This window comes from Amycolatopsis roodepoortensis, from assembly GCF_024628825.1.
Classification (GTDB): Bacteria; Actinomycetota; Actinomycetes; order Mycobacteriales; family Pseudonocardiaceae; genus Amycolatopsis; species Amycolatopsis roodepoortensis.
The window spans coordinates 8,001,141-8,015,106 of record NZ_CP102415.1 but is presented as its reverse complement, the minus strand read 5'-3'; the positions used below and the strand labels follow the sequence as shown (position 1 = coordinate 8,015,106).

Sequence of the window (13,966 nt, the reverse complement as noted above, 5' to 3'; positions counted from 1 at the left end):
GCCCGTCATGTCAGGCTGGTGCAGTTGTGCCCATCGCCGCCGGAGTACCGAGAAAGGTCACTGATGTCAGGCCTGCAGCTGAGCGCACTCGATGTCGCTTTCCTTTGCCTGGAAAGCGAAACGACGCCCATGCACATGGGGGCGGTGGTCACCTTCCGCCCGCACGGGCAGGTGCACGCGCGCGAGCTGACCACGCTGCTCGCCGAACGGGCGGCCAGGCTCCCCAAGCTTCGTCAGCGCCCCCGCACCGCGCTGTTCCCGCCCGGCGCCGCGATCTGGGCCGAGGACCCGGATTTCGTTGCCAGTGAACATATTTCACATCATCACCTGAGCTCCCTGTACGAACCGGACCCGCTCTCCGCCTACGCCTCGCGCTGGATGGGACGGCCGCTCGACACCGGAAAACCCTTGTGGGACTTGCATCTCGTCACCGGCCTGCCGGACGGGGAGTTCGCGTTGCTGCTGAAACTGCACCACGCCCTCACCGACGGGGCGGGTGCCTACGCGGTCGCCGTCGGCCTGCTCGACGAACTCCCCCGCGCGCCGCGGCGTCCGCACAGCGGCACCGGTCCGCCCGCGCCTCGCTCCCCTGTGGACGCTGTCAAGGAGGCCGTCGGCTCGACGCTGGCCCAGGCCGGCATCGCCTCTTCGGTCGTCCGCGCGACCCGTTCGCCGCTGTCGCCGATCAGCGCGCCGCCGTCGACCGAACGACGGCTCGGTCTCGTCCGGCTGGACACCGCCGAGATCCGGCGGATCCGCCGGGCCCACGGCGGGACCGCCAACGACGTCGTGCTGGCGATCCTCAGCGGCGCGCTGCGCGACTGGATGATCAACCGCGGCCAGCGTGCCGACGACCGGACGCTGCGGGCGCTCATCCCGGTCAGCGTGCGCGGGCGTTCCGCCGAGCAGCTCGGCGGGAACAAGCTGTCCGGCTATCTCTGCGAGCTGCCGGTCGGCCTCGACGACCCGGTGGAGCGGCTGCTGGCCGTCCAGCGGGAAATGAGCCGGAACAAGGCGGCGGGCCCGGCCCGGGGCCCTGGCGCGTTCCCGCTGCTCGCCGACCGGATGCCGCCGATGCTGCACCGGCTCGGCTCGAAGGCGGCCGGGCTGGCCGCGCCGCTGCTGTTCGACCTCGTGATCACCACGGTGCCGGTGCCGCCCAACCGGCTCACCCTGGACGGGACGAAGGTCTCCGGTGTGTACCCGTTCGTGCCGCTGGCGCCGCGGCAGGCGATCGGGATCGCGGTGGCGACCTATCGCGACTCGGTCCACATCGGACTTCAGGCGAACGGGGCGGCGGTCTCGGACGTGGGTTCGCTGCGGGACGGCGTGCTCAAGTCGGCTGCGCGCCTGCTGGACACTGCTCACTGAAGCGCGTGAAGGCCCCCTTCCCTCGGCTCAGCCGAGGGAAGGGGGCCTTCACGCGCTTGTCGTGGGACCGGTCAGCCGCGCAGCATCTCCGCGACCAGGAACGCCAGCTCCAGCGACTGCTGCGTGTTCAGACGCGGGTCGCAAGCGGTCTCGTACCGGCCCGAAAGGTCCAGATCCGAGATCTCCTGCGCGCCGCCGAGGCATTCGGTGACGTCCTCGCCGGTCAGCTCGACGTGGATGCCGCCCGGGTAAGTGCCGAGCTTGCGGTGCACCTCGAAGAAGCCCTGCACCTCGTCGACGATCCGGTCGAAGTGCCGGGTCTTGTAGCCCGTCGAAGACTCGTGGGTGTTGCCGTGCATCGGGTCGCACTGCCAGATGACCTTGTGCCCGGACGCCTCGACCTTCTCGACGATCGCGGGCAGCACCTCGCGGACCTTGCCGTTGCCCATCCGGGCGATCAGCGTCAGGCGGCCGGGCTCGTTGCGCGGGTCGAGGCGGCGGACGTACTCGACGGCCTGCTCGGGCGTGGTCGTCGGGCCGATCTTGAGGCCGATCGGGTTGGCCAGCAGTTCGGCGAAGGCGATGTGCGCGCCGTCGAGCTGCCTGGTCCGCTCGCCCACCCAGAGGAAATGCGACGACAGGTTGTACAGCTTGGGGTTCGCCGCGTCCGCGCGGTCCATCCGCAGCATGGAGCGCTCGTAGTCCAGCAGCAGCGCTTCGTGGCTGGCGAAGATCTCGGTGGACTGGAGCGAGGTGTCGGTGACGCCGCACGCCGACATGAACCGCAGTCCGCGGTCGATCTCCGAGGCCAGCGCCTCGTAGCGCTCGCTGGCGGGCGAGGACTTCACGAAGTCCTTGTTCCAGTCGTGCACCTGGTGCAGGTCCGCCATGCCGGCGCCGGTGAGCGCGCGGACGAGGTTCATCGCGGCGCCCGCGTTCGCGTAGGCGCGGATCATCCGGCCGGGGTCGGGCACGCGGAGCTCGGGCTTGGCGACGAGCGAGTTGATGATGTCGCCGCGGTACACCGGCAGGCCGAGCGCGTCGGTGGAGGCCGAACGCGGCTTCGCGTACTGGCCGGCGATCCGGCCGACCTTCACCACCGGCAGGCTCGCGCCGTAGGTGAGGACGACGGCCATCTGCAGCAGGGTGCGCAGGTTGGCGCGGATATGCGGCTCGGTGTTCGACTCGAACGTCTCCGCGCAGTCACCGCCCTGGAGCAGGAACGCCTCGCCGCGGGCGACCATGGCGAGCCGGTCGGAGAGGCGGTCGATCTCGGCGGGGACGGTGATCGGCGGCACGCTCTCCAGCACGCCGCGCACGCGCTTCGTCAGCTCGGCGTCCGGCCACTCGGGCTGCTGCGCCGCGGGCCGGGAAAGCGCGTCGTCGAGCCGGTCACGCAGCTCGGGAGGCAGAGGAGGCAGTTCGGGGAGCGTGTCGACGGGAACGTCCACTGTCCAGTTCACCGGACCAGGATATGCCGCGCCGAAAGCCGCCCGCCCACCGGGACGAAAGTCCCAAAACGTGGACGGGCGGCGGGCTGATCAGGCGGCCTGTGCCTTGTTGTAGAGGTTCTGCGCGTCCGTGCCGAAGTACGGGCCGAACATGTAACCGGGCAGGAAGGTGTAGCCGAAGCTGTTCACCGAGGCCTGGACGCCCGCGCCGGTCGCCTCGCTGAAGTTGAGGAACCACGGGCCGCCGCTCGAACCGCCGGTCATGTCGCAGCTCATCCCGTGGTCCTTGGTGAGCAGGAAGTCGGTGAACGTGCTCCCGCTGCAGTAGATCAGCTTCGAGCCGTCGTACGGCGCCGCCGCCGGGTACCCGAACGTGTACATCGACTGGTTGCGCGCCTGGTTGAACGCGATCCCCTGCGCGCCGACGACGTCGGTCAGCTTCTGCCCGTTGAGCGGGCCGACCACGGCCGCGCCGATGTCGTAGTTCATATCCTCGCTCGCTTCCCACTGCGGAGTGGTCAGCGTGCTCTTCGCGGCCCAGGTGCCGTAGGGCGTGTTGCCGTTGTTGTAGCCGGGCGCGAAGGTCCAGTTCGTGTGCCAGGCGCCCTGGTACTTCACGCAGTGCCCGGCGGTGATCACGACGCTGCCGTTCGCGCTGGTGACCGCGTCACCGGAGCACGACGCGTTCCGCCCGCCCATGGTGAAGAACACCCGGCCCGCGGTCTGGACGACCTTGCCTGCCCCGGTCCATGCGCCCCCACCGTTGGGGATGCTCTGGATGATCGTGCTCTTGCCCTTCGCGACGTCCTTCGGGGTGAAGGCGGGCGCCTGGACCAGCTGTTCGATCGGCACCGCCGACCGCATCCGCTCGGGCGTCCAGTAGGCCGCCACCGCCTGCGCGCCGGTCGCTGCCTGATGCTGGACCGGTCCGGCGTGCGCGGGACTCGCGACGGCGGTCAGCCCCGTCACCGCCAGCCCGACGAGCGCCGCCAGGATCCCCGTCCGGGAAGCCGTCCTCTTCATGGCGTACCACCTTTCGCCACCGGTGAATTGCCGTATGACTTGCACGACATTTCGAAAGTATTTGTCCTGCTACCGGGCGTACAAGCGGCCGTTCGGCCGCATCCGGGGTGGCGTATGGGCCGTTCGGTCTAGCGGCAGTGCGCGTCGGCCACCGGGAGGGCGCCGTCCCGCAAGTACCGGAGCACGAAGTCGTCGCCGCAGGCGTTCCCCATGGTGAAGACGCCGTGCCCGCCCGCGTCCACGGTGACGAACTTCGCCCGCGCGCCCAGCGCCGACCGCATCTCGCGGGCGCCGACGAGCGGCGTCGCCGGATCGCGCAGGTTCTGCACCAGCAGGATGTTCGACGGTCCGCGGTCGTGGATCCGCACCGGCGGCTCGCGGCGTTCGGCAGGCCAGAACGCGCAAGGCGTGATGTTGGCGGCGGCGGGGCCGAACATCGGATGCGTCACGCGGGCTCGTTCGACCGCCTTTTGGTAGTAGCGCACGCTTTCCGGCCAGTCGGAGTCGTTGCAGAGCACCTGGAGCTGGAGCGCGGCGTGGTTGTCGGTGTCTAGCGGACCGCCCTGTGCCTTCGCGGACGGAGCGGTCCACTGCTCGGCGAGACGTGGGAAGTTCGCGTCGTCGTACAGCGCTCCCCAGGTGTCGCTTCGGATGCCCGGGCGCTTTTCGGCCAGCTCGAAGAACTTCGCCGTCACCTCGGCCTGCGTCCGCCCGAGGTGGTAGACGTCGTCCCGCGCCGCCGCCCAGGCCGTGAAGTCGCCGAAACGATCGTCGAAGCCGTCGGCGAAACGCTGATGTGCCTGTACGTCCACTCCGCCGGGGCCGACGAGGCTGTCCAGCACGATCCGATCCGTGCGCGCGGGGAACATCGACGCGTAGGCGGCGCCGAGGTAGCTCCCGTACGAGACGCCGTAGTACGAGATCTTCCGCTCCCTTAACGCCTCGCGGATCCGGTCCATATCGCGCGCGGTGTTGGCGGTGGTCATCTGCGGCAGTAGTTCCGCCGTCTTCGACTCGGCGCACTGCTTCGCCACCACACGCGACTTTGCCGCCTTCTCGGCGACGTCGCGCGGGCCCTCCGCGTACGGGCCGACGAGGATGAACTTCTGCTCCTCGGTGAGGTCGCAGGTCACCGGCGTGCTGTAGGTGGTTCCGCGCGGATCGAATCCGATGATGTCGTAACTGTCGAGCAGCCCGGACTGTCCCTGTCGCTCCGCGAGCTGCGCGGGCATGGCCAGGCCGGGGCTGCCGGGGCCGCCAGGATTCATCAGCAGCACGCCGCGCCGTTTCGGCGACTTACTCGCCTTACGGGAGACGGTGAGTTCGATGGTCCGCCCGCCGGGATCGGCGTAGTCCAGCGGCACCTTGAGCTTCGCGCATTCGAGACCGGCCGTCGGTGAGGGTGTCACGCCGTAGTCCGGGCACGGCGACGTCCAGCGCAGCGCCGGAGCCGCTTCGGCGGTGGCCGGGATGGCCATGGTCAGTGGCAGGAAAGCCAGTAACGCCAACGTTTTTCTCATGCGGAGAGCTTGACGTGGCCGACGGCCCTACCGCGTCGGCCCGGAGCCTGACCCGGGACCTCCACCTTCGGTGGGAGCGGGACGTGACGTTGGTCTTAGTCCTCGTGAGCGGTTCGTTCGCGTGACCAGACGGACGACTCGCGGCAGGCCCCGGCCGCCAGTCGTGTCGTCCCTCTGATCACGCGAAACCGCACTACCGGAAGTCCGTGCGGGCCTCCACCGGCCCGCCCATGTCGCGAAAGCCACTTTCGGGACATCAGGTGTCCCGAAAGTGGCTTTCGCGACGCTCTGCCGGTCGCGTCGCCCCCGGAGTGTCAGACCACCGCGAGCGGCAGCGCCGTCGGATGCACCGGTGCGGGCAGGTCCGAAGCACCGGTCAGGTAGGCGTCCACCGCGCTCGCCACCGAGCGCCCCTCGGCGATCGCCCACACCACCAGAGAGGCACCGCGGTGCGCGTCGCCGCAGACGAACACGCCGGGTGAGGACGTCTGCCAGTCCGCGCCGCACGAGAGCGTGCCGCGTTTGGTCAGCGAAAGGCCGAGACCGTCCAGCAGCGGCATGTGCTCGACACCCTCGAACCCGATCGCGAGCAGCACGAGGTCGGCGGGCAGTTCCTCGACCTCGTCGTTGACCGGGGTCACCATGCGCTTGCCGGTCTCCGGGTCCTTGACCACGCGGACCTGCCGGAGTTCGACGGCACGCACGTTGCCTTCGTCGTCACCGATGAACCGGGTGACCGCGACGGCGAACTTGCGCTCGCCCGCCTCTTCGTGCGCGGGGTAGGTGCGCAGAATGTACGGCCAGGTCGGCCACGGCGACCGCTCGTCGTCCCTTGTGGACGGTGGCGTCGGGTACTGGTCCAGCTGGGTCACCGAAAGCGCGCCCTGGCGGGTCGCGGTGCCGTACGAGTCGGCCCCGGTGTCACCGCCGCCGATGATGACCACGTGCTTGCCCGCCGCGTCCACCGCCGACGGGCCGTCGCCCTCGACGTACTTGTTGGCCGGGACCAGGTGCTCCATCGCCAGGTGGATCCCGGCCAGCTCGCGACCAGGTGTCGTCGTGTCGTCGCGGCCGCGCAGCGCGCCCACGGCGAGGACCACCGCGTCGTAACCGGCCCGCAGTTCCTCGACGGTCAGGTCGACGCCGACCTCGCAGCCGGTGACGAACTTCGTGCCCTCCTTGCGGAGCTGCGCGAGCCGCCGGTCGAGGACCTTCTTCTCCATCTTGAACTCGGGGATGCCGTACCGCAGCAGGCCGCCGAGCCGGTCGTCCCGTTCGTAGACGGTCACTTCGTGGCCGGCGCGGGTCAGCTGCTGCGCGGCCGCGAGCCCGGCGGGGCCGGAGCCGACGACCGCGACCCGCTGCCCCGACGACACGGCCGAAATCTGCGGCTGCACGTAGCCCGCTTCCCACGACTGGTCCGCGATGGTCTGCTCGACCCGCTTGATCGCCACCGGGCCACCGGACAGCGGCGAGACCGACAGGACGCAGCCCGCCTCGCACGGCGCGGGGCACAGCTTCCCGGTGAACTCGGGGAAGTTGTTGGTGGCGTGGAGCCGGTCGCTCGCCGCGGCCCAGTCGCCGCGGCGCACGAGGTCGTTCCACTCCGGGATCAGGTTGCCCAGCGGACAGCCGGAACCACTGGAATGGCAGAACGGGATGCCGCAGTCCATGCACCGCGAAGCCTGCTTGCGCACCTGTTCGTTGCGCTCGGCCGGCTCCACGTCGGCGTACACCTCGCCCCAGGTGGCGAGACGCTCTTCTTTGGACTTCTTCTTCGGCTCTTCGCGTTCGTACTTCAGGAAACCCGTCGGATCAGCCACGAGCGGCCTCCATGATCGCTTCGTCGACGTCGCGGCCCGCGGCACGCGCCGCCTTCGCCGCGTCAAGGACACGCTGGTAGTCGCGGGGCATCACCTTGGTGAACGCCGCCGAGCGACGCGGCCAGTCGCCGAGCAGCGACGCGGCCACGGCCGAACGTGTGAGGTCGTAGTGCTTCTGCACGGTCTTCTTGAGCCAGGCGAGATCCTCCGAGGACGGGGTCAGCAAGTTGACCATCTCCTCGTTGACCTTGCCGCGGTCCAGGTCGAGCACATAGGCCTCGCCGCCGGACATCCCCGCCGCGAGGTTGCGCCCGGTCGGGCCGAGCACCACGGCCTGCCCGCCGGTCATGTACTCGAAGGCGTGGTCGCCGACGCCCTCGGCGACGACCACGGCGCCGGAGTTGCGCACGCAGAACCGTTCGCCGACTTGGCCGCGCAGGAACATCTCGCCGCCGGTGGCGCCGTAAGCGAGCGTGTTCCCGGCGATGGTCTGGCCTTCCGCCGCGAACTTCGCGTCCGGATGCGGGCGCACGATGATCCGCCCGCCCGACAGGCCCTTACCGACGTAGTCGTTCGCGTCGCCGACCATGTCGAGCGTGATGCCGCGCGGCAGGAACGCGCCGAGCGACTGCCCGGCGGAACCGGTCAGCAGCACGTGGATCGTGTCCTCGGGCAGGCCCTCGCCGCCATAGCGGCGGGTGATCTCGGAGCCGAGCAGCGTGCCGACTGTCCGGTTCACGTTCCGCACCGGCAGCTCCAGCCGCACCGGGTGCGCGTCCTCCAGCGCCGCCTCGGCGAGCTGGATCAGCGTCCGGTCGAGCGCGTGCTCCAGGCCGTGGTCCTGCGTGCGCGTGCGCCGCTTCGCCCCGCCGTACGGGGTCTCCGTCGGCATCTCGAAGATCGGCGCGAGGTCGAGACCGGAGGCCTTCCAGTGCTCGACCGCCTCGTCGGTGTTCAGCATCTCGGCGTGCCCGATGGCCTCGTCGAGGGTGCGGAAACCGAGCGCCGCCAACGTTTCCCGGACCTCTTCGGCGACGAACCGGAAGTAGTTCACGACGTGGTCGGCCTGGCCGGTGTACCGCTTGCGCAGATCCGGGCTCTGGGTCGCGACACCGACCGGGCAGGTGTCGAGGTGACAGACGCGCATCATGACGCAGCCCTCGACGATCAGCGGCGCGGTCGCGAAGCCGTACTCCTCCGCGCCGAGCAGCGCGGCGATGACGACGTCCTTGCCGGTCTTCATCGCGCCGTCGACCTGCACGGTGATCCGGTCGCGCAAACCGTTGAGCAGCAACGTCTGCTGCGTCTCGGCGAGGCCGATCTCCCACGGGGTGCCCGCGTGCTTGAGCGAGTTCATCGGGGAGGCGCCGGTGCCGCCGTCGTGGCCGGAGATCAGCACGACGTCGGCGTGCGCCTTGGACACGCCCGCCGCGACCGTGCCGACGCCGAGCGAGGACACCAGCTTCACGTGGATGCGGGCGTTCTCGTTGGCGTTCTTGAGGTCGTGGATCAGCTGGGCCAGATCCTCGATCGAGTAGATGTCGTGGTGCGGCGGCGGCGAGATCAGCCCGACGCCCGGCGTCGAGTGCCGCGTGCGCGCGATCCACGGGTACACCTTGTTCGGCGGCAGCTGCCCGCCTTCGCCCGGCTTCGCGCCCTGCGCCATCTTGATCTGGATGTCGTCGGCGTTGACCAGGTACTCGCTCGTGACGCCGAACCGGCCGCTCGCGACCTGCTTAATCGCGCTGCGGCGCGCCGGGTCGTAGAGCCGCTCGGGGTCTTCCCCGCCCTCACCGGTGTTCGACCGGCCGCCGATGCGGTTCATCGCGATGGCGAGCGTTTCGTGCGCCTCGGCCGAAATCGAGCCGTAGGACATCGCGCCGGTGTTGAAGCGTTTGAAGATCGCCTCGACGGGCTCGACCTCGTCCAGCGGGACGGGCTCGCGCGCGCCCTCGCGGAAGGAGAACAGCCCGCGCAGCGCGCCACCCTGCCGGTACAGGCGGTGCACCTCGTCGGAGTACTTCTTGTACACCTCTTCCCGGCCGGTCTTCGTCGCGTGCTGCAACAGGAAGACGGTCTCCGGGGTGAACAGGTGCAGTTCGCCCTCGCGGCGGTACGCGTACTCACCGCCGGTCTCGAGTCCACGGTGGACCCGATCGGTCGGGTTGTCCGGGTACGCCCGGCGGTGGCGCGTGGCGACCTCTTCGGCGAGCACGCTCAGCCCGACGCCGCCGAGCTTCGACGACGTCCCGGTGAAGTACTCGTCGAGCAGATCCTGGCTCAACCCGAAGGATTCGAAGACCTGCGCCGCGGTGTACGCGCCGACGGTCGAGATGCCCATCTTCGACATGATCTTCAGGACGCCCTTCACGAGCGCCTTGACGTAGTTGCGGATCGCGGTGGCGGGCTCGATCCCGGTGATGCCGCCGGTCGAGATCATGTCTTCGATGGTCTCGAAGGCCAGGTACGGGTTCACCGCCGCGGCGCCGTAGCCGAGCAGCAGCGCGATGTGGTGGACCTCGCGGGCGTCGCCGGTCTCGACGACGAGCGCGACCCGCAGCCTTTCCTTGGTGCGCACCAGATGGTGGTGCACCGCGGAGACGAGCAGCAGAGACGGGATCGGCGCCATCCGGTGGTCGGAGTCGCGATCGGACAGGACCAGCGTGCGCGCGCCCGCCTCGATCGCTTCGGAGGCCTCGCGCCGGACCCGCTCGATCGCGGACGCCAGCGCGTCGGCACCACCGTCCACTTCGTACAGTCCGGAAAGGACACTGCACGCGAAGCCGGGAAGGTCGCCGTCGTCGTTGATGTGGATCAGCTTGGCGAGTTCGTCGTTGTCGATCACCGGATACGGCAGCTGCACGTGACGGCAGGAGGCCGGGCCGGGGGCGAGCAGGTTCCGCTCGGGCCCCATGATCCGGCTCATCGAGGTGACGAGCTCTTCGCGGATCGCGTCCAGCGGCGGGTTGGTGACCTGCGCGAAGTTCTGCTTGAAGTAGTCGTAGAGCAGCCGGGAACGCTGCGACAGCACCGCGGGCGGGGTGTCGGAACCCATCGAGCCGATCGGCTCGGCGGCCTTGAGCGCCATCGGCGCGAGGAGGATCTTCAGCTCTTCTTCGGTGTAGCCGAAGGAAAGCTGGCGCCGCAGCACGGAATCGTGGCTCTGCACGATGTGATCGCGGTCCGGGAGGTCGGCGATCTGCAGGAGACCGGCGTGCAGCCAGCCCTCGTACGGGAGTTCCTTGGCCAGCTCCGACTTGACCTCTTCGTCGTCGACGATCCGGCCCGCTTCGGTGTCCACCAGGAACATGCGGCCGGGTTTGAGGCGGCCCTTGGCCACGACGTCCGCGGGGGCGACGTCGAGCACGCCCGCCTCACTGGCCAGGACGACACGGTCGTCCGCCGTCCGCCACCAGCGGGCGGGGCGCAGGCCGTTGCGGTCGAGGACGGCGCCGACGAGGGTGCCGTCGGTGAAGGTGACGCAGGCCGGGCCGTCCCACGGCTCCATGAGGCTGGCGTGGAACTGGTAGAACGCACGGCGCTGGGCGTTCATCCCGGTGTGGTTCTCCCACGCTTCGGGGATCATCATCAGCACCGCGTGCGGCAGCGACCGGCCGCCGAGGTGCAGCAGCTCCAGCACCTCGTCGAAGGAGGCGGAGTCCGACGCGTCGGCCGAGCAGATCGGGTACAGGCGGGTCAGGTCGCCGGGGATGAGATCCGATTCGAGCAGCGCCTCACGGGCGCGCATGCGGTTGCGGTTGCCCCGGATGGTGTTGATCTCTCCGTTGTGCGCGACGAACCGGAACGGGTGCGCCAGCGGCCACGACGGGAAGGTGTTGGTGGAGAACCGGGAGTGCACGAGCGCGATGGCGCTGGCGAGCCGGGTGTCGGTCAGGTCGGCGAAGAAGAGCGGGAGCTGCTCGGGGGTCAGCATTCCCTTGTAGACGATGGTGCGCGAGGACAGCGACGGGAAATAGGTGCCGCAGCCGGCGGTCACGCTCTCGTTCTCGACGCGCTTGCGGAGGCAGAAGGCCAGGCGGTCCAGTTCGAGCCCGGAGGGACATCGCCCGTCGGCCTCGGCGCCCGCGACGAACAGCATCGCGAAATGCGGCATCACCGAACGTGCCGTCGGGCCGATGTCGGCGCGATCGGCGTCGACCGGGACCTCACGCCAGCCGAGGACGTCGAGGCCCTCTTCGCCGGCGATCCGCTCGATCAGGGCGATGGCCTTGTTCCGCTCCTCGATGTCCGAGGGCAGGAAACCGATCCCGGTCGCGTAGGTCTGGTGACCGTCGGCGTCCGCCTGGGGCAGCGTGAAGTCCACTTCGGCCCGCAGCAGCTCGTCCGGGAGCTGCAGCAGAATGCCCGCGCCGTCACCGCTGGTCGGCTCGGCGCCGGCGGCACCGCGGTGGTCGAGGTTCGTCAGCGCGGACAGGCCGTCGGTGACGATTCCGTGCGAACGGCGCCCGCGGACGTCGGCCACCATGGCCACACCGCAGGAGTCCTGTTCGGATTCGGGATCGTAGAGACCCTGTTTGCCTGGAATGGCGGAGAAGATCATGAAGGGACCTCCTTCGTCGTCTGTGCTCAGCGGCCGGGCGGGGCCGGCCGGGGGAATGCGCACGGGACGACGATGGCCCGTTCGTTAGCGCGACTTTAACACCTGTGAAACACGTCGGCATCAGTTCGGCGGACGCGAAAGCCCGCGGATGGGTAACGATCTGGACGCCCGGAACGACACAGTTCCTGATGAGGTCACAGTAGTTCGTTCCGCTAAGTATATGTCCCGTTCCGGGATGTCACGAGACGCGGTGAGGCGACCCTAGTCACTCCCGGCCCCTCGCGCGAGCCCGGGACACCGGAAATAGAACGTGTTACAGTTTCGCGTATGATCCTGGACCGTTTCCGGCTCACCGACCAGGTCGCCGTGGTCACCGGCGCCGGACGCGGGATCGGCGCGGCGACGGCCGTGGCGCTCGCCGAGGCCGGTGCCGACGTGGTGATCTCGTCCCGCACCGAAACCCAGCTCGACGAAGTGGCGGCCCTGGTCGCCGCCACCGGCCGACGAGCGCACGTGGTGCCCGCCGACCTGAGCGACCCGGCCGCCGCGGGCGAGCTGGCGCGGGTCGCGACGGCGGAGTTCGGACGGCTGGACCTGGTGGTCAACAACGTCGGCGGCACCTATCCCCGGCCGCTGCTGGAAACCACCGCCGATTTCCTCGAAGAAGCCTTTCGTTTCAACGTCTCCACCGCGCACGCGCTGACCGTCGCGGCGGCCCCGTCGTTGCTGGCGACGGGCGGATCGGTCGTCAACATCTCGTCGGTCATGGGCCGCGTGACCGGCCGGGGCTTCGCCGCGTACGGGACGGCGAAGGCCGCGCTGGCGCATTACACCCGGCTCGCGGCGGCCGATCTCGCGCCGAAGGTGCGGGTGAACGCGATCTCGGTCGGCTCGGTGGCGACCTCCGCGCTCGAAGTGGTGGTGGGCAACGACGAACTGCGCGGCCGGATGGAGGCCGCCACTCCCCTGCGCCGGATCGGCGAGGCCGAGGACATCGCGGCCACCGTCGTGTTCCTGGCGTCGGGCGCCGGCCGGTACGTCACCGGCAAGATCATCGAAGTCGACGGTGGCTTGCAGGCTCCGAACCTGGAACTTGGTCTGCCCGATCTGTAGGAGGCGAACGCAGTGCGCGTGGTCCAGTGGAGTACCGGGAACGTCGGCCGCCACGCGCTGGCCGGGATCGACGCCCGCCCCGATCTCGAACTCGCCGGGGTCTGGGTTTCGAGCGAGGCCAAGGCGGGTGTGGACGCCGGGGAACTGGCCGGGCTCGGGCGGCCGTTAGGCGTCGCCGCGACGACCGACGCGGACGCGCTCATCGCGCTGAAGCCGGATTGCGTGCTCTACACGGCGATGGCCGACGACCGGCTGCCCGAGGCGGTCGAAGACCTGAAACGCTTCCTGCGCGCGGGGATCAACGTGGTCTCCAGCAGCCCCGTGTTCCTCCAGTACCCCGAAGGTGTCGTCCCGCCAGAGATGATCGAGCCGATCCGGGAGGCCGCCCGCGAAGGCGGCGCTTCGCTGTGGGTCAACGGTGTCGACCCCGGTTTCGCCAACGACTGGCTGCCGCTGGTGCTCACCGGTGTGTGCGAACGGATCGACGAGGTGCGCTGCCTGGAGATCCTCGACTATTCGACGTACGACAACGGCAAGGTCCTGTTCGACATCATGGGCTTCGGCCGGGAGATGGACGATCTGCCGCTGTTGCTGCAGCCCGGCGTGCTGTCGCTGGCCTGGGGCAGCGTCGTGCGGCAGCTCGCGGCCGGGCTGGACGTCGAACTCGACGCCGTCGAGGAGGTCTACGAACGGCTGCCGGCCCCCGAGACGTTCGAGATCGCTTCGGGAACGATCAAAGAGGGCACGGCGGCGGCGCTGCGGTTCGAGGTGCGCGGCATGCGCGGCGGGCGGGCGGTGTGCGTGCTGGAGCACATCACGCGCCTGCGCGGCGACCTCGGGCCGGACTGGCCGCAGCCGACCGGGCAGGGCTGCTACCGCGTCCAGGTGACCGGGGAACCTCGGTATGAACTGGACCTGCGCCTGGTCGGCACCGACGGCGACCACAACACGGCCGGCCTGAAGGCGACCGCGATGCGGCTGGTGAACGCGATCCCGGCGGTGGTGGCGGCTCCGCCCGGGCTGCTGACCGCGCTGGACCTGCCTTTGGTGACTGGCCGGGGCCTGGTCTCGCCCTGACCGCGCCTTCCCGTGACGGCATGGACG

8 protein-coding genes are annotated in these 13,966 nt (G+C 69.7%); 3 read left to right on the top strand and 5 right to left on the bottom strand.

The features are described 5' to 3' along the window. The first annotated feature begins 129 nt into the window (after nt 1-129). On the top strand, nt 130-1,371 hold the full coding sequence (locus tag NQK81_RS38630) for a wax ester/triacylglycerol synthase family O-acyltransferase (RefSeq protein ID WP_371878927.1): 1,242 nt from the start codon (nt 130-132) through the stop codon (nt 1,369-1,371). A gap of 71 nt (nt 1,372-1,442) precedes the next feature. Here the strand turns inward: NQK81_RS38630 and NQK81_RS38625 are convergent, their stop codons facing one another. The 5 genes from NQK81_RS38625 to gltB form a co-directional block, all read right to left on the bottom strand. Then, nucleotides 1,443-2,834, bottom strand: a complete 1,392-nt coding sequence (locus NQK81_RS38625; protein WP_034319228.1) for a class II 3-deoxy-7-phosphoheptulonate synthase — start codon at nt 2,832-2,834, stop codon at nt 1,443-1,445. A gap of 78 nt (nt 2,835-2,912) precedes the next feature. Beyond that, entirely contained in the window at nt 2,913-3,845 is a 933-nt protein-coding gene (locus NQK81_RS38620; protein WP_126733693.1) for a trypsin-like serine peptidase, read from the bottom strand. 128 nt (nt 3,846-3,973) lie between these two features. Beyond that, nucleotides 3,974-5,365, bottom strand: coding sequence for an alpha/beta hydrolase (locus NQK81_RS38615; RefSeq protein ID WP_257485403.1), 1,392 nt, complete (start codon nt 5,363-5,365; stop codon nt 3,974-3,976). Between the two features lie 314 nt (nt 5,366-5,679). Further along, nucleotides 5,680-7,188, bottom strand: a complete 1,509-nt coding sequence (locus NQK81_RS38610) for a glutamate synthase subunit beta (protein WP_257485402.1) — start codon at nt 7,186-7,188, stop codon at nt 5,680-5,682. Next, nucleotides 7,181-11,749: a glutamate synthase large subunit gene (gltB, locus tag NQK81_RS38605; protein WP_257485401.1), complete on the bottom strand. Its 4,569-nt coding sequence runs from the start codon at nt 11,747-11,749 to the stop codon at nt 7,181-7,183. The genes NQK81_RS38610 and gltB overlap by 8 nt, the downstream gene beginning before the upstream one ends. Nucleotides 11,750-12,076: 327 nt before the next feature. Between gltB and NQK81_RS38600 the strand changes: the two genes are divergently transcribed. Beyond that, nucleotides 12,077-12,862: an SDR family oxidoreductase gene (locus NQK81_RS38600; RefSeq protein ID WP_257485400.1), complete on the top strand. Its 786-nt coding sequence runs from the start codon at nt 12,077-12,079 to the stop codon at nt 12,860-12,862. A 12-nt stretch (nt 12,863-12,874) separates the two neighbouring features. Further along, nucleotides 12,875-13,939, top strand: coding sequence for an NAD(P)H-dependent amine dehydrogenase family protein (locus NQK81_RS38595; RefSeq protein ID WP_257485399.1), 1,065 nt, complete (start codon nt 12,875-12,877; stop codon nt 13,937-13,939). The last annotated feature ends 27 nt before the right edge of the window (nt 13,940-13,966 follow it).

What these genes read in the sequence shown, in the direction of transcription:
- NQK81_RS38630 (WP_371878927.1), top strand. Translation starts at nt 130, where the DNA reads ATGCACATGGGGGCGGTGGTCACCTTCCGCCCGCACGGGCAGGTGCAC.
- NQK81_RS38600 (WP_257485400.1), top strand. Translation starts at nt 12,077, where the DNA reads ATGATCCTGGACCGTTTCCGGCTCACCGACCAGGTCGCCGTGGTCACC.
- NQK81_RS38615 (WP_257485403.1), bottom strand. Translation starts at nt 5,365, where the DNA reads ATGAGAAAAACGTTGGCGTTACTGGCTTTCCTGCCACTGACCATGGCC.
- gltB (WP_257485401.1), bottom strand. Translation starts at nt 11,749, where the DNA reads ATGATCTTCTCCGCCATTCCAGGCAAACAGGGTCTCTACGATCCCGAA.
- NQK81_RS38620 (WP_126733693.1), bottom strand. Translation starts at nt 3,845, where the DNA reads ATGAAGAGGACGGCTTCCCGGACGGGGATCCTGGCGGCGCTCGTCGGG.